Raw genomic sequence first — 15,790 nt, 5'->3', positions numbered from 1 at the left:
CTGGGACGGCCGCCGGACGGGGGACCCCCGCTCCGGCCGCCGTCCCGGCCGTCGTTACGCGGACGAGGGCGTCCGGCGGTGGCGACCGGCCCCGCGCCGCTCCGCATTCCTCAAGGAGACAGATGAGCAGCACGCCATCGGGCGATGGGGGCCAGGCGCCCCCCGCCGTTGAGCTGCGCGGGATCACCAAGCGTTTTCCCGGGGTCGTGGCCAACCACGACATCGACATCTCCGTGGCCCCCGGCACCGTGCACGCCATCGTCGGCGAGAACGGTGCGGGCAAGTCCACGCTGATGAAGACCCTGTACGGGATGCACCGTCCCGACGAGGGCACCATCGCCGTCAACGGCGTCCAGGTGAAGTTCAACTCGCCGTCCGACGCCATCAAGAACGGCATCGGCATGGTGCACCAGCACTTCATGCTGGCCGACAACCTCACCGTCCTGGAGAACGTGGTGCTGGGCGCCGAGCGCCTGCACGGCATCGGCTCCAAGGCGCGCACCGAGATCCTCCGCCTGTCCGGGCAGTACGGCCTCGGGGTCGACCCGGACCGCCTGATGGAGGAGCTGGGCGTCGGCGACCGCCAGCGGGTGGAGATCCTCAAGGTCCTCTACCGCGGCGCCCGCACCATCATCCTGGACGAGCCCACCGCCGTCCTGGTCCCGCAGGAGGTCGACGAGCTCTTCGACAACCTGCGCGAGCTCAAGAGCGAGGGCCTCACGGTCATCTTCATCTCGCACAAGCTCGACGAGGTGCTGTCCGTCGCCGACGAGATCACCGTGATCCGCCGCGGCACCACAGTGGCCACGGCCGACCCGCGCACCACCACCGCGCGGGAACTGGCCACGCTCATGGTGGGCGGCGAGCTGCCCGTCCCCGAGCTGCGCGAGTCCACGGTCACCGACAACGTGGTCCTCTCCCTGGACGGGGTCACCGTGCGCTCCGCCGACGGCCGCGCCGTCGTCGAGGGCGTCACCCTCGACATCCACGAGGGCGAGATCGTCGGCATCGCCGGCGTCGAGGGCAACGGCCAGTCCGAGCTCATCGAGGCCATCATGGGCATGCGGCCGGTCGCCGGCGGCCGCATCCGGCTGGGCGGCGACGACGTCACCGGCTGGCACACCCTGAAGATCCGCGAGGCCGGGGTCGGCTACATCCCCGAGGACCGGCACCGCCACGGCGTGCTGCTGGAGTCCTCCCTGTGGGAGAACCGCATCCTGGGCCACCAGACCAAGCCGCCGAGCGTGCGCGGCCCCTGGATCGACAGGGCCGGGGCGCGCGCCGACGCCGAGCGCATCGTCGCCGAGTACGACGTGCGCACGCCCAACATCGACGTCATCGCCGACGCCCTGTCCGGCGGCAACCAGCAGAAGTTCATCATCGGCCGCGAGATGAGCGGGAACCCCCGCTTCCTCGTCGCCGCCCACCCCACCCGGGGTGTGGACGTCGGCGCCCAGTCCGCGATCTGGGAGCAGCTGCGCGAGGCGCGCGCGGCGGGCCTCGCGGTGCTGCTGATCTCCGCCGACCTCGACGAGCTCATCGGCATGTCCGACACACTGCACGTCATCCTGCGCGGCCGCCTGGTCGCCCAGGCCGATCCGGCCACCGTCACCCCCGAGCAGCTCGGCTCCGCCATGACCGGCGCCACCCTCGGCGGCGACGGGGCCACCGACAGCACAGAAGGTGGCAGCGGTGACGACACCGCCGACCGGAACGGGGGTGGATCGTGACTGAGAAGAGCACCCGCCCCGGAACGTCCCGGGCACTGCTCCCGGCACTCCTCATCGCCCTGCTGGGCACGGGCGTCACCGCCGCCCTCGACACGGTGCTGCTGTGGTGGGCGGCACTGATCATCGGGGTCGTCCTGGCGTTCGCCGCCGTGGTCCTGGTGGACCGCCGGATCCCCGACGCCAGGCGGGCCGGCGCCGCGGGGACCAAGGAGGAGGGCACCACGCTGCACCGCACCCTGGTGGTCCCGACCGCCCTGGTGCTGTCGGTGGTCTCCGGCCTGCTGGTGGCCTGGTTCCTCGACCTGTCCCTGATCGAGCCGGTGGCCGCCGCCGTGGGCGCGCTGGTCGGCTCGGGCGCCGCCTTCCTGCTGTACCGCCGCCTGGCGGCGATGCTCGCGCTGTCCTTCGCCGCGGTGTTCGCCGCCGGGATCATCGCGATCGCCGTCACCGCGCTGGTGCTGTTCTTCAGCGGGATCGCCCCGGGCGCCACCTTCGCCCGGATGATCGAGTACGGCACCCGGCCCAACAGCCTGGTGCAGATCATCAACGACGGCACCACCTACTACCTGGCCGCCGTCGCCGTGGCGATCGGCTTCAAGATGAAGCTGTTCAACATCGGCGTCGACGGACAGTACCGGCTCGCCGCCCTGCTGGCCGCCGCCGTCGGCGGCTGGCTGGTGCTGCCGCCGGTGCTGAGCCAGATCGTCATCATCCTGGTCGCCGTCGCGGTGGGCGGGGCCTGGGCCGGCATCGCCGGGTACCTCAAGGTCACGCGCGGCGTGTCCGAGGTCATCTCGACGATCATGCTCAACGCCATCGCCACCGGCATCACCGCCTACCTGCTGAACACCGACCGCCTGGCGGTGGAGATCAGCACCAACAACATCGGCACCCCGCCGCTGCCGGAGGGGTCCTGGGTGCCCGGCGTCCCGGCCCTGTTCCTCGGCTCGGAGCGGGAGATCTTCGGCCTGGTGTTCCTGGCGATCGCCGTGGGCATCGGCTACGCGGTGATGCTCAACCGCACCCGCTTCGGCTTCGAGCTGCGGGCCACCGGCCAGTCGCAGAGCGCCGCCGAGGCCAGCGGTGTCAACGTCAAGAAGATGGTGTTCCTGTCCATGCTCTTCTCGGGCATGGTCGCGGGCCTGGTGGGCATGCCCCAGCTGCTCGGGAGCTCCCACTACTACGCGCTGGACTTCCCGACCGGCATCGGCTTCATCGGCATCGCCATCGCGCTGCTGGGCCGCAACCACCCGGTGGGCATCGCCTTCGCGGCCCTGTTCTGGGCCTTCCTCAACCAGGCGGCGGGCATCCTGCCCTTCGACGGCATCCCGCAGGAGATCGCCGTCATCGCCCAGGCCACCATCGTCCTCACGGTCGTCGTGGTCTACGAGATCGTCCACCGCTGGGGCCGCCGGTACCAGCAGCAGCAGATCGGCAAGGAGCTCGGCACCACCGTCGCCGGGCCCGCCGAGGAGACCGTGCCGGCCGGCACGGCGTCCGACAGCGGTGACGCCACCGGGGACGACACCCCCGGCGGCGACCGCGGCGGGGAGGCGAAGTGAGCCAGGAACTCAACGTGATGGAGCCGGTGGCCGCGCCCCCGGCCCGCTCCGGCGGCCGGTCGGTGTGGCGCCTGCTCAGCCTGTTCGGCGCGGTCCTGGTGGCCCTGGCGGGCCTGCGGGTCGTCACCGGCCAGGACATGCTCACCGACGCGGGCACCGTCCGCACCACCCTCACCTTCGCGGTGCCCATCGCCCTGGCCGCCCTGGGCGGCCTGTGGGCCGAGCGGGCGGGCGTCATCAACATCGGCCTCGAGGGCATGATGATCCTCGGGACCTGGTTCGGCGCGTACTTCGCGTGGTCGACCGGCAGCCCGTGGATCGGCCTCGCCGCCGGTGTGCTGGCCGGTATGGCGGGCGGCCTGCTGCACGCCGTCGCCACGGTCACCTTCGCCGTGGACCACATCGTGTCCGGTGTGGCGATCAACATCCTCATGCTCGGCGCGATGCGCTACCTGTCCATCCTGGTCTACGCCGACGTGCCCGGGGCCGGCGCCTCGCAGTCGCCCACCGCACCGCCCTTCCCGCAGCTGAGCCTGCCCGGGGTGGCGGACGCCCTGGGGCCCGTCGCCGCCAGCGGGATCCCCGTGGTCGGCGACCTGGCGTCCCTGGTCATCGGCGTCACCACACGGCTGTCGGCGCTGACGGTCATCGCGATCCTCATGATCCCGGTGACCTACCTGGTGCTGTGGAAGACCGCGTTCGGCCTGCGGCTGCGCTCGGTCGGCGAGAACCCCGACGCCGCCGAGTCCCTGGGCGTGCCCGTGTACACCTTCAAGTACATCGCGGTGATCGTCTCCGGCGGCCTGGCCGGCATGGGCGGGGTGTTCCTCGCCGTCGTCGCCTCGCAGATCTACCAGGAGGGGCAGACCGGCGGCCGCGGCTACATCGGTCTGGCCGCGATGATCTTCGGCAACTGGCGGCCGGGCGGCCTGGCCATGGGCGCCGGGCTGTTCGGGTACACCGACGCCCTCCAGATCCGCGGCGGCGGCGCGGCGATCCACGCCCTGCTGCTCCTGCTGGCCGTGGTGCTGCTGCTGGTCGCCCTGTGGCAGGTCCGCCAGGACCGCAAGGGCCTGGCGATCGCCGGCGCGATCGCGGCCGTGCTGCTGCTGGTCTGGTACTTCACCACCGACTCGCTGCCCCGCGAGCTGGCCACCTACAGCCCGCACATCGCGACGCTGCTGGTGCTGTCGCTGGCCTCCCAGAGGCTGCGGCCGCCCGCCGGGGTCGGCAAGCAGTGGAGGGCGAGCCGGTCATGAGCACTGCGGAGGCCGTGGACTGGGAGGCGCTGCGCGGCGCCGCCCGGGAGGCCATGACCCGCGCCTACGCGCCGTACTCGCAGTACCCGGTGGGCGCGGCGGCGCTGGTCGACGACGGCCGCACCGTCAGCGGCTGCAACGTGGAGAACGCCTCCTACGGGGTGGGGCTGTGCGCCGAGTGCGGCCTGGTCAGCGCCCTGCACGCCACCGGCGGCGGCCGACTGGTCGCGTTCGCCTGCGTGGACGGCCAGGGGGCGACCCTCATGCCGTGCGGGCGCTGCCGCCAGCTGCTGTACGAGCACGGCGGGCCGGACCTGCTGGTGGACACCCCCGAGGGGATCCTGACCATGGACCGGGTCCTGCCGCAGGCCTTCGGTCCGCACAACCTGGCCTGAGAACCAAGAGAACAGGCACCATCCCTCTCCCCGGTCGCCGCCCGAACGGCGGCGGCCGGGGAGACCCGTTTTCTCCCGGAAGGAATGACATGGACGTCATCGAGATCATCCGCGCCAAACGCGACGGGGGAGAGCTCACTCCGGAGCAGATCGACTGGGTGATCGACGCCTACACCCGCGGCGCGGTCGCCGAGGAGCAGATGTCGGCGCTGGCCATGGCGATCTTCCTGCGCGGCATGAACCGCGCCGAGGTGTCCCGGTGGACCGAGGCGATGCTGGCCTCCGGCGTCCGGCTCGACTTCTCCGACCTGGACCGGCCCACCACCGACAAGCACTCCACCGGGGGCGTGGGCGACAAGATCACGCTGCCGCTCACCCCCACCGTCGCCGCCTGCGGCGCGGCGGTGCCCCAGCTGTCCGGCCGGGGCCTGGGGCACACCGGCGGCACCCTGGACAAGCTGGAGTCCATCCCGGGCTGGCGGGCAGCCCTGAGCACCGACGAGATGCGGTCCGTGCTCGCCGACACCGGCGGGGTGATCTGCGCGGCCGGCGAGGGGCTGGCCCCGGCCGACCGCAAGCTGTACGCGCTGCGCGACGTCACCGGGACCGTGGAGTCGATCCCGCTGATCTCGGCCTCCATCATGAGCAAGAAGCTCGCCGAGGGCACCGGCGCCCTGGTGCTGGACGTCAAGGCGGGGTCGGGGGCGTTCATGAAGGACGTCGACTCGGCCCGCGAGCTGGCCCGCACCATGGTGGACATCGGCACCGACCACGGGGTGCGCACGGTCGCGCTCATCACGGACATGTCCGTGCCGCTGGGACGCCAGGTGGGCAACGCCCTGGAGGTCGCCGAGTCCGTGGAGGTGCTCTCCGGGGGCGGCCCGGCCGACGTGGTGGAGCTGACCGTGGCCCTGGCCCGGGAGATGCTCGCCGCCGCGGGGCTCACCCCGGGCGAGAACGGGGTCAAGGACCCCGCCGAGGCGCTCCGGGACGGCAGTGCCCTGGAGTCGTGGAAGCGGCTGATCCGCGCCCAGGGCGGCGACCCGGACGCCCCGCTGCCGCAGGCGGCCGAGCGCCGCACCGTGCTCGCCCCGGCCTCGGGCGTGCTCACCCGCCTGGACGCCTACCAGGTGGGCCTGGCAGCCTGGCGCCTGGGCGCGGGCCGCGCCCGCAAGGAGGACGCGGTGTCCTTCGGCGCGGGAGTGACCCTGCACGCCAAGCCGGGGGAGACCGTCGCGGCCGGCGAGCCGCTGTTCACCCTGCACGCGGACGAGCCGGAGCGCTTCGAGCGCGGCGCGGCCGCGCTGGAGGGCGCCTTCGACATCGACCCGGACGGCGTCTTCGAGCCGGGCCCGATCGTCATCGACCGCATCGCCTGACCGCCGTGCACGCCGCGGGGCGGGCACCGGGACCCCGGCGCCCGCCCCGCGGGGAGCGGGTCAGGAGCCCAGGGAGAAGGTGCGGACCTCGGTGTCCACGGGCTCGCCCTCGCCGTGCAGGCGTATCACCTCGAACGGCACGTCCACCAGCAGGTTGCCGTCGTCCCAGGTGAGCGGACCGCGCGGGCCGACGTAGGCGATGTCCTGCCCGGCGCGGACACGGGCCACGCAGTCCTGGTACCCGGTGCACTCCCGGCCGCCCGCGCTCACCGCGGGCATCCGGGCGGCGACCTCGGCGGGCTCGACCGAGCCCGCGGCCTCGGCGGCCAGGGCGACCAGGTTCACGCAGTCGTACAGCGCGGCCGTCACCCCGCCGAACTGGGCGGCGTAGGACATGTCCCCGCTGTCGGAGGAGCCCCACTCGATCTCCGGGAAGCGCTCGCCGCCCGAGTGGTGGCGGACCACGGTCGACCCGGCCGGGCCGAGGGAGTCCAGCGGGGCGGTCGGGTTCGCGACGAGCGGGAGGCCGGGGAGGTAGACGCCCTCGGCCGGAAGGCCGTGGTCCATCAGGGATTCGGTGACCACCACGGCGGTCGGGTCCAGGGGGATGACGGCGTCCGCCCCCTCCTCCAGCAGCTCCGCCGCCCCCGTTGCGTCGGAGAACGGGTCCGCCATGGCCCGCAGGAGGTCCACTCCGACGACCTCGACGCCGTGGGCCTGGGCCTCGGCGGTGATGGCGTCCAGCCAGACCTCGCTGCCCGGCGTGTGCGGTACCACGATCTTCTCGCGGCCGTCCTCGGCGGCCAGCCGGACCAGCGCCCGCACCATCTGGTCCTGGCCCGGGATCGCGGAGAAGTACAGGCCGTCCCCGAAGCCCGGTGTCGTGGTGTAGGGCTCGGCGTTGCCGCAGTAGAGGGTGCCCGCCTCGAGCAGCCCCGGGAGCAGCTGTTCGCCGCCCATCGCGTGGGAGCCCAGCACGGCGTCCAGGTCGGCGCCCAGCAGGTCCCCGGCGTCCTCCGACGCGACCGGGGCGGCCACCTCGTGGCCGAGCACGCCGCCGACGGCGTTGATCTCCTCCAGGGCGAGGGCGATGGCCTCCTGCTTGGGCCCCGTGCTGCCCTCGGCGGAGAACAGCCCCAGGGCCAGGGGCTCGGGGGAGACCGCCAGGGGGTCGCCGACCGACGGGGTGCGCAGCCAGTAGGCCGCGCCCGCGGCGGCGCCCATGAGGACGACGGCCAGGGCCACCGCGCCGATGACCAGCGGGCGCCGGTTCGGCGCCTTCGGCGCGGCGGGCGCGGGTGTCTCGGGCAGAGGAGGGGGAGGGGTGGTCATGGTTCTCCGAAGGGGGAATGGGGATGCCGGCGGCGGGTGCCGCCGTGGTCGGTTCGGCGGGCCGGGGGCCGGGGCCGGGCCAGGGGGGTTCGGGACGCGCGGGCCCGCGGGCGCCGCGCCTTCCTGAGCGTCGTGCGCGGGGGTTCGCCCGCCGGGCACGGCCGGGACGGTGGTGTGGAGCCGCTCCGCCGGGGTGCCCGGGCGGGTGTTCCCGCCGGCGTGGACCCCGGCGGGCCCTCGGCGGGGATCACTGCGCCGGTGCCGAAGGGGCCGACACGTGCCGACCCGCGCGGCGGGTCCGCGAGGGTGCCCCCTGGGGGTCCGTCCGGTGCGCAGGGCGGGGGCAGTTCGCACGGCGGGTCCGCGGAGATGCCCCCTCGAGGGCCGTCCGGTGCGGAGGGCGGGGTCGGTTCGCGTGGAGGGGCCGCGAGGGCGCCCCCTGGGCGGTCCATGCGGGCCACCCGGACGCGGACGGGCGCGGCCGCCTCGCCGGTGACGGGGCCGTTCTCCTCGCATGGCCCGGGGGCGCGTACCCGATGGCAGGGGGCCCGGGGGGAACCTCTGGGGAGGAGGCCGGGGCCGGCCCGCCGGTGGGGACCCGGGCGGCACCGGTGCGGCCGGTGGCGGGGGAGCGGGCCGGGGCCGTACCGGCGGCGGCCATGACGATGATGAGGGGGGCGACGCGGGCACCGGGCAGGGGCCGGGGGCGGCGCACCGGGGAGGGGGATGCCAAGGGGGATGGTCTCCGGGGCACGGGAGAAGGCGGCCTTTATGTGGCTTATGCCTTACTTGTCAGGGTTTGCGCATCCTAGCAGTCCCGACCCTCGGCGGGCCCGTCAGATCCGGCCCGCCGCGATGACGTAGGTGACGATGGCCAGGACCACGAACAGGCCGCCGGCCAGCACCGTCGCCGAGGACAGCCAGCACGCCCAGGGGCGGGTCGTCGCTCGGCCCAGGAACAGCGACAGCGACGCCGTCAGCACGGTCAGCACGCCCAGCCCGCCGTAGGCGAGCAGGTCGGCGTTGACGGAGGCCAGGTGGCCCTCGGTCTCCAGCGTGACATCGGTGAAGGCGAACCGGCCGAAGAGCTCGAACAGGCGCTGCCCGGTCGCCGCCGGTGCGAGCAGCAGCAGGGAGGCCAGGGCGAAGGTCTCGGCCGACAGGACGCCCGGCGCGCTCGCCGCGCGCCCGGCGTCCAGGAAGGCGTCGGCGGCCGGGGCGTTCGCCTCGGGGGTGTCGTCGGCGGGGGCGGCCGCGGCGGGGGTGTCGTCGGCGGGGGCGGCCGCGGCGGGGGTGTCGTCGGAGGCGGCGTCGTCGGCGGGGGTGGTGTTCTCGGAGGTGCTCACCCGGACAAAATATCCGCTCGCTCCCCGGTTCCCCGAGGGTGATAACCCACGCTCCGTGGCCGGTTCCGGCCATATCGTGATGAAAAGCGCGATAACAGAAAAACAATCACGAGTGCTTGTTTTTTCATGTGTCCGGTGTCACTCTCATCACCATGACCGATACGCCCTCGCTGTGGGTCGGCAACGCCTCCGGTTTCTACGGGGACCGCCTCTCCGCCGTCCACGAGATGATCACCGGAGGACCGGTCGACGTCCTCACCGGTGACTACCTGGCCGAACTCACCATGGCCATCCTCGGCCGGGACCAGCTCGCCGACCCCGGCCGCGGCTATGCCAGGACCTTCCTGCGGCAGATGCGCGAGAGCCTCGCCCTCATCCTGGAACGCCGCATCAGGGTCGTCACCAACGCGGGCGGCCTCAACCCCCAGGGCCTGGCGGACCGGCTCACCGAGCTCGCCGAATCCCTCGGCTTCGACCCCCGCATCGCCTACGTCACCGGCGACGACCTGCTGCACCGCGCCGAGGAGCTGGGCCTGGACGGCCCCCTCACCGCCAACGCCTACCTGGGAGCGTTCGGCATCGCCGCCTGCCTGGACGCCGGGGCCGACATCGTCGTCACCGGCCGGGTCACCGACGCCTCCCTCGCCGTCGGCCCCGCCATCTCCCACTTCGGCTGGACCCGCGACGACCTCGACGCCCTGGCCGGGGCCACCGTCGCCGGGCACGTGATCGAATGCGGCGCCCAGGCCACCGGCGGCAACTACGCCTTCGCCGGCGAGCTGCGCCGCGAGGGGTACGACCTGGACCGGCCCGGCTTCCCGGTCGCCGAGATCCACGCCGACGGCTCCGCGGTCATCACCAAGCACCCCGGCACCGGCGGCGCCGTCACCACCGGAACCGTCACCGCCCAGCTGGTGTACGAGATCGCCGGGGCCCGCTACCCGGGCCCCGACGTCACCGCCCGCCTGGACACCGTCCGCCTGGAGCAGGAGGGCCCCGACCGGGTGCGCCTGTCCGGGGTCCGCGGGGAGGCCCCGCCGCCCGACCTCAAGGTCGGCCTCACCGGCCTCACCGGCTTCCGCAACGAGGTCGACCTGCTCATCACCGGCCTGGACGCCCGGGAGAAGGCCGCCTGGGCCGAGCGCCAGCTGCGCGCCGCCCTGGCGCGGCGCCGCCCCGAGGAGCTGGACTTCGAGTTCGTCCCCGCCGCCGACCCCCACGGCGACACCCAGGACGCGGCCACCGCCCGACTGCGCGTCACCGCCCGCGACCACGACCCCGCGGTCGTCGGCCGCCCCTTCGGGGCCGCCGCCGTGGAACTGGCGCTGGCGGGCTACGCCGGGTTCCACCTCACCTCCCCGCCGCGCGACGCCCGCCCCGACGGGGTGATCGCGAGCCACGCGTTCGTGCCCGCCGCCGAGGTCGAGCACACCGCGATCCTGCCCGACGGCGACCGCCTCGTCATCGCCCCTCCGAAGACCACCCGGCCGCTGGAGGAGGTGCCCGAGCCCCCGCTGCCGCCGCCGCTGCCCGAGGGGCCCGTGCGCGAGGCCCCGCTGGGGCTGGTCCTGGGCGCCCGCAGCGGCGACAAGGGCGCCGACGCCAACCTCGGCGTCTGGGCCCGCGACGACGAGGGATGGCGCTGGCTCGCCCACCGGCTCACCGTCGACCTGCTGCGCGAGCTGCTCCCCGAGACCGCCGGCCTCGAGGTCACCCGCCACCTGCTGCCGCACCTGCGCGCCGCCAACTTCTGGATCGAGGGCATGCTCGCCCCCGGCACCGCCCGCCGCGGGGGACCGGACCCGCAGGCCAAGGGCCTCGGCGAGTGGCTGCGCGCCCGCCGCCTGCCGCTCCCGGAGTCCCTTCTGCCCGCACCCGGGGAGGCCCGCCCGTGACCGTGCTCGACAGCAGGATCGACACCGGGTCCGCGGAGTTCGCCCGGGCCCGCGAGGCCATGCTCGGCAGACTCGCCGAGATCGACGCCGAACACGCCAAGGCGCTGGCCGGGGGCGGCGACAGGTACGTCGAGCGCCACCGCTCCCGCGGCAAGCTCACCGCCCGGGAGCGCGTCGAACTCCTCCTCGACGAGGGATCGCCCTTCCTGGAGCTGTCGCCGCTGGCGGGCTGGGGCAGCGAGTACACCGTCGGCGCGAGCCTGATCACCGGCGTCGGCGTGGTCTCGGGGGTCGAGTGCGTCATCGTCGCCAACGACCCCACCGTCCGCGGCGGCGCCAGCAACCCCTGGACGCTCAAGAAGTCCCACCGGGCCGGGGAGATCGCCGCGCAGAACCGGATGCCGATGATCAGCCTGGTGGAGTCCGGCGGCGCCGACCTGCCCTCCCAGAAGGAGATCTTCATCCCCGGCGGGCGGACCTTCCGCGACCTCACCCGGCTGTCCGCCGAGGGGATCCCCACCGTCGCGCTGGTGTTCGGCAACTCCACCGCGGGCGGCGCCTACATCCCCGGCATGAGCGACCACGTCGTCATGGTCCGCGACCGCGCCAAGGTGTTCCTCGGCGGCCCGCCCCTGGTCAAGGCCGCCACCGGGGAGGAGAGCGACGACGAGTCGCTGGGCGGCGCCCGCATGCACGCGGAGGTGTCCGGCCTGGCCGACCACCTCGCCCGGGACGAGCACGACGCCCTGCGCATCGGCCGCCGCATCGTCGCCCGGCTGGGCCACCGCAAGGCCGGGCCCGCGCCCGCCGCGGGCGCCCGCGAGCCGCTCCACCCGGTCGAGGACCTCGTCGGCGTCATGCCGCCCGACCTCAAGGTCCCCGTCGACCCCCGCGAGATCATCGCCCGCATCGTCGACGGCTCGGAGTTCGACGAGTTCAAGCCCGCCTACGGCGGCGGACTGGTCACCGGCTGGGCCGACCTGCACGGGTACCCGGTCGGTATCCTCGCCAACGCCAACGGGGTGCTGTTCAGCGCCGAGGCGCACAAGGCCACCCAGTTCATCCAGCTCGCCAACCGGGCCCACATCCCGCTGGTGTTCCTGCACAACACCACCGGCTACATGGTCGGCCGCGAGTACGAGCAGGGCGGCATCATCAAGCACGGCTCGATGATGATCAACGCCGTCTCCAACAGCACCGTCCCCCACTTCTCGGTGCTGGTGGGCGCCTCCTACGGGGCCGGCCACTACGGCATGTGCGGCCGCGCCTACGACCCCAGGTTCCTGTTCGCCTGGCCCAGCGCCCGCTCCGCCGTCATGGGCCCCCGCCAGCTCGCCGAGGTGCTGTCGATCGTCGCCCGCCAGTCCGCGGCCCGCAAGGGGCGGCCCTACGACGAGGAGCAGGACGCCCTGGTCCGGCAGATGGTCGAGGGACAGATCGAGGCCGAGTCCCTGCCCCTGTTCCTGTCCGGGCGGGTCTACGACGACGGCGTCATCGACCCCCGCGACACCCGCACCGTCCTGGGACTGTGCCTGTCCTTCGCCCACAACGCCCCGGTGCGCGGCACCGACCGCTTCGGCGTCTTCCGAATGTGAGGGCACCCGTGACCACCACTCCGACCGAGCACCCCCGACCCATCACGACCCTGCTGGTCGCCAACCGCGGCGAGATCGCGCGCCGCGTCATGCGCACCTGCCGCACCCTGGGCATCGGCACCGTCGCCGTGCACGCCCCGGGGGAGGAGGCCGCCGCCCACGTCGCCGAGGCCGACACCGCCGTCCCCCTCCCGGTCCCCGCCGGGGGCGGGCCCGTGGACGCCTACCTCGACCCCGGCGCGATCGTGGCCGCGGCCCGCACCGCCGGGGCCGACGCCGTCCACCCCGGCTACGGCTTCCTGTCCGAGAACCCCGCCCTGGCCCGCGCGGTCACCGCCGCCGGGCTCACCTGGGTGGGGCCCGGCGCCGACGCCATCGAGGGCATGGGCTCCAAGACCCGCGCCAAGGAGACCGCCCGCGCGGCGGGGGTCCCCGTCGCCGCCTCCCTGGACCCCGCCGACGTGCGCGCCGAGGACCTGCCCGTCCTGGTCAAGGCCTCCGCCGGCGGCGGGGGACGGGGCATGCGCGTGGTCCGCGACCTCGCCGACCTGCCCGCCGAGGCGGAGGCCGCCCGCGCCGAGGCCGCCGCCGCGTTCGGCGCCCCGGAGGTGTTCTGCGAGCCGTACGTGGAGCGCGGGCGCCACATCGAGGTGCAGATCCTCGCGGACGCCCACGGCACCGTGTGGGCCGTCGGCGAACGCGACTGCTCGGTGCAGCGCCGCCACCAGAAGGTGGTCGAGGAGGCCCCCGCCCCGGGCCTGCCCGAGGACGTGCGCCGCGGACTGCACGAGGCCGCCCGCGGTCTGGCCCGCGCCATCGGCTACGTCGGCGCGGGGACCGCCGAGTTCCTCGTCCTGGTCCGTCCGCCCGGCGAAGGGGGCGGCGGCGCGTTCGGCACGCCCGTGTTCCTGGAGATGAACACCCGGCTCCAGGTCGAGCACCCCGTCACCGAATGCGTCACCGGGCTGGACCTGGTCGAATGGCAGATCCGGATCGCGGAGGGCGAGCCGCTGCCCGACGGCGGCCCGCCCCCGCCCGCCGGGCACGCCGTCGAGGTGCGCCTCTACGCCGAGGACCCGCGGCAGGGGTGGCGGCCGCGCACCGGCGTGCTCACCGCGTTCGAGGTCCCCGCCGCCACAGCGCGCTTCGACCGGCCCGCAGGCCCCGGCGTGCGCCTGGACTCCGGGGTGGAGGCCGGGGACGCCGTCGGCACGGACTTCGACCCCATGCTCGCCAAGGTCGTCGCCCACGGCCGCGACCGCCGCGACGCCCTGCGCCGCCTGGCCGCGGCCCTGGCCGGCGCCCGCGTCCACGGCGTGGGCACCAACCGCGACCTGCTCGTGCGCGTCCTGCGCCACCCGGTGTTCGCCCGGGCCGCCGAACGCCCCTGGGAACTGCACACCGGCTTCCTCACCGGGGACCGCCTCACCGCGCTGGCCACCCCGCTGGCCGCCCCCGACACCGAGGAGCTCGCCGCCCTCGCCGCGGCCCTGGTCGGCGCCGAGGCGTCCCGCGGGAGCGGGCCCCTGCCCGCCGGGATCCCCGCGTACTGGCGCAACCTGCCCTCCGGGGCGCACCTGCGCCGCTACACCACCGACGACGGGCGCGAGGTCACCGCGGCCCACCGCACCGTCCGCGGCGCCCCCGTCCCCGAACGGCCCGGCGTGCGCGTCCGGTCGGTCACCGCCGACCGGGCCGACCCCGCCGCGGCCACCGCCGGCCGGGCCGTCCTGGAGGTGGACGGGCTGGTGCGCGCCTTCGACGTCCGCGGCTCCGGCGACCGGATCCACGTCGACACCCCGCACGGGTCGGTCGCCCTCACCCGCGTCGACCCCCTGCCCGTCCCCGAGGCCGCCGTCGACCCCGGGGCGCTGCCCGCGCCCATGCCGGGCACCGTCACCTCCGTCGACGTCGCGGCGGGGGAGAAGGTCCGCGCGGGACAGACCCTGCTGCGGATGGAGGCCATGAAGATGGAGCACCGCATCACGGCGCCCGCCGCCGGAGCCGTCCGGGAGATCCCGGTCGCCCCGGGGGAGCGGGTCGCCGCCGGAACCCCCCTGGCCGTACTCGACTACGAAGGGCAGCACAGCCGATGACCGGAGCCATGACCTTCAACGAACCCCCCGAGCGCGTCGAACTGCGCGCCGTGGTCTCCGCGTTCGCCGGCGGCTACGGGTCCGCGTACTACCGGGCCAAGGCCAAGGAGGACGCCTACCTCACCGAGCTGTGGAGGGAGGCGGGCAAGCTCGGCTACCTCGGTGTCAACCTCCCCGAGGAGTACGGCGGCGGGGGCGGCGGCATCGGCGACCTGGCCGCCGTCCTGGAGGAGCTCAGCGCCGCCGGGTGCCCGACCCTCATGATGGTCGTGTCCCCGGCCATCTGCGGCACCGTCCTGTCCCGCTTCGGCACCCCCGGACAGCGCGAGCGCTGGCTGCCCGGGATCGCCACCGGCGAGACCATCATGGCCTTCGCCATCACCGAACCCGACGCCGGGTCCAACTCCCACCGGATCACCACCACCGCCCGCCGCGAGGGCGACCAATGGGTCCTCAACGGGCGCAAGACCTTCATCTCCGGGGTGGACGTCGCCGACGCGGTCCTCGTGGTGGGCCGCATCCAGGACGAGGACACCGGCAGGCTCTCCGCCGCCCTGTTCGTGGTGCCCACCGACACCCCCGGGTTCGAGAAGCACCGCATCGAGATGGACCTGGTCAGCCCCGACCACCAGTACCAGCTGTTCCTCGACGACGTCCGGCTGCCCGCCGACGCCCTGGTCGGCGACCCCGACGCCGGGCTCCTGCAGCTGTTCGCCGGACTCAACCCCGAACGCATCATGGCCGCCTCCCTGGCCGCCGGCAGCGCCCGGCACGCCCTCGACAAGGCCGTGGCCTACGCCAAGGAGCGCACCGTGTGGCGGGACACCCCCATCGGCGCCCACCAGGGCCTGGCCCACCCCCTCGCCCAGGTGAAGATCGAGCTGGAACAGGCCCGGCTGATGACCCAGCACGCCGCGTTCCGTTACGATTCCGGCGACGACGCGGGGGCGGGCGAGGCGGCCAACATGGCCAAGTACGCCGCGGCGGAGGCGTGCGTGCGGGCCATCGACCAGGCCGTGCAGACCCTCGGCGGCAACGGCCTGGCCAGCGAGTACGGGCTGGGGTCGGCGATCGCCAGTGCCCGCCTGGCGCGGATCGCCCCGGTCAGCCGGGAGATGGTCCTCAACTACGTGGCGCAGCAGTCCCTGGGGCTGCCCAAGTCGTACTGATTCGGGTGCGGGCGCCCGGGGGCCGGGCGTCC

At 74.4% G+C, this 15,790-nt stretch carries 11 protein-coding genes; 9 read left to right on the top strand and 2 right to left on the bottom strand.

Features of this window, described 5'->3' with window-relative positions; translation table 11 throughout:
• Window positions 1–122: 122 nt before the first annotated feature.
• From ABZ249_RS21930 to ABZ249_RS21910, 5 genes are all read left to right on the top strand, one after another.
• Entirely contained in the window at window positions 123–1,730 is a 1,608-nt protein-coding gene (locus tag ABZ249_RS21930; RefSeq protein ID WP_355265884.1) for an ABC transporter ATP-binding protein, read from the top strand.
• Window positions 1,727–3,292: an ABC transporter permease gene (locus ABZ249_RS21925; protein WP_220559801.1), complete on the top strand. Its 1,566-nt coding sequence runs from the start codon at window positions 1,727–1,729 to the stop codon at window positions 3,290–3,292. Before ABZ249_RS21930 ends, ABZ249_RS21925 begins: the two co-directional genes overlap by 4 nt.
• Window positions 3,289–4,551 carry an ABC transporter permease gene (locus ABZ249_RS21920; protein WP_355265881.1) on the top strand — a complete coding sequence of 421 codons (1,263 nt, stop codon included), beginning with the start codon at window positions 3,289–3,291 and terminating at the stop codon, window positions 4,549–4,551. Before ABZ249_RS21925 ends, ABZ249_RS21920 begins: the two co-directional genes overlap by 4 nt.
• Entirely contained in the window at window positions 4,530–4,946 is a 417-nt protein-coding gene (locus ABZ249_RS21915; protein ID WP_220559803.1) for a cytidine deaminase, read from the top strand. The genes ABZ249_RS21920 and ABZ249_RS21915 overlap by 22 nt, the downstream gene beginning before the upstream one ends.
• An 89-nt stretch (window positions 4,947–5,035) precedes the next feature.
• Entirely contained in the window at window positions 5,036–6,325 is a 1,290-nt protein-coding gene (locus ABZ249_RS21910) for a thymidine phosphorylase (protein ID WP_355265879.1), read from the top strand.
• Window positions 6,326–6,385: 60 nt separating this feature from the next.
• Here the strand turns inward: ABZ249_RS21910 and ABZ249_RS21905 are convergent, their stop codons facing one another.
• Both ABZ249_RS21905 and ABZ249_RS21900 read right to left on the bottom strand, forming a co-directional pair.
• The gene (locus tag ABZ249_RS21905; protein ID WP_355265876.1) at window positions 6,386–7,657 is read right to left on the bottom strand and encodes an ABC transporter substrate-binding protein; all 1,272 of its coding nucleotides are present in this window, start codon (window positions 7,655–7,657) and stop codon (window positions 6,386–6,388) included.
• An 836-nt stretch (window positions 7,658–8,493) separates the two neighbouring features.
• Window positions 8,494–9,003 (bottom strand): hypothetical protein, encoded by a 510-nt coding sequence (locus ABZ249_RS21900; RefSeq protein ID WP_355265873.1) that lies wholly within the window; start codon window positions 9,001–9,003, stop codon window positions 8,494–8,496.
• A 128-nt stretch (window positions 9,004–9,131) separates the two neighbouring features.
• Here ABZ249_RS21900 and ABZ249_RS21895 point away from each other — a divergent pair, with 128 nt between their 5' ends.
• The 4 genes from ABZ249_RS21895 (at window position 9,132) to ABZ249_RS21880 (ending at window position 15,758) form a co-directional block, all read left to right on the top strand.
• A complete protein-coding gene (locus ABZ249_RS21895) occupies window positions 9,132–10,898 on the top strand; it encodes an acyclic terpene utilization AtuA family protein (protein WP_355265870.1) in 1,767 nt (588 codons plus the stop codon).
• Complete coding sequence (locus ABZ249_RS21890) at window positions 10,895–12,493, top strand: carboxyl transferase domain-containing protein (RefSeq protein ID WP_355265867.1); 1,599 nt, start codon at window positions 10,895–10,897, stop codon at window positions 12,491–12,493. Before ABZ249_RS21895 ends, ABZ249_RS21890 begins: the two co-directional genes overlap by 4 nt.
• Before the next feature lie 89 nt (window positions 12,494–12,582).
• Complete coding sequence (locus ABZ249_RS21885; RefSeq protein ID WP_355266018.1) at window positions 12,583–14,589, top strand: biotin carboxylase N-terminal domain-containing protein; 2,007 nt, start codon at window positions 12,583–12,585, stop codon at window positions 14,587–14,589.
• On the top strand, window positions 14,586–15,758 hold the full coding sequence (locus ABZ249_RS21880; protein ID WP_355265864.1) for an acyl-CoA dehydrogenase family protein: 1,173 nt from the start codon (window positions 14,586–14,588) through the stop codon (window positions 15,756–15,758). Before ABZ249_RS21885 ends, ABZ249_RS21880 begins: the two co-directional genes overlap by 4 nt.
• Window positions 15,759–15,790: the final 32 nt, after the last annotated feature.

This window comes from Nocardiopsis sp. NPDC006139, assembly GCF_040614155.1.
Taxonomy (GTDB): domain Bacteria; phylum Actinomycetota; class Actinomycetes; order Streptosporangiales; family Streptosporangiaceae; genus Nocardiopsis; species Nocardiopsis changdeensis.
Note: the sequence above shows the minus strand (reverse complement) of the source record. Positions and strands in the feature narration are given on the sequence as shown.

What these genes read in the sequence shown, in the direction of transcription:
- ABZ249_RS21930 (WP_355265884.1), top strand. Translation starts at nt 123, where the DNA reads ATGAGCAGCACGCCATCGGGCGATGGGGGCCAGGCGCCCCCCGCCGTT.
- ABZ249_RS21910 (WP_355265879.1), top strand. Translation starts at nt 5,036, where the DNA reads ATGGACGTCATCGAGATCATCCGCGCCAAACGCGACGGGGGAGAGCTC.
- ABZ249_RS21905 (WP_355265876.1), bottom strand. Translation starts at nt 7,657, where the DNA reads ATGACCACCCCTCCCCCTCCTCTGCCCGAGACACCCGCGCCCGCCGCG.
- ABZ249_RS21885 (WP_355266018.1), top strand. Translation starts at nt 12,583, where the DNA reads ATGCGCACCTGCCGCACCCTGGGCATCGGCACCGTCGCCGTGCACGCC.
- ABZ249_RS21880 (WP_355265864.1), top strand. Translation starts at nt 14,586, where the DNA reads ATGACCGGAGCCATGACCTTCAACGAACCCCCCGAGCGCGTCGAACTG.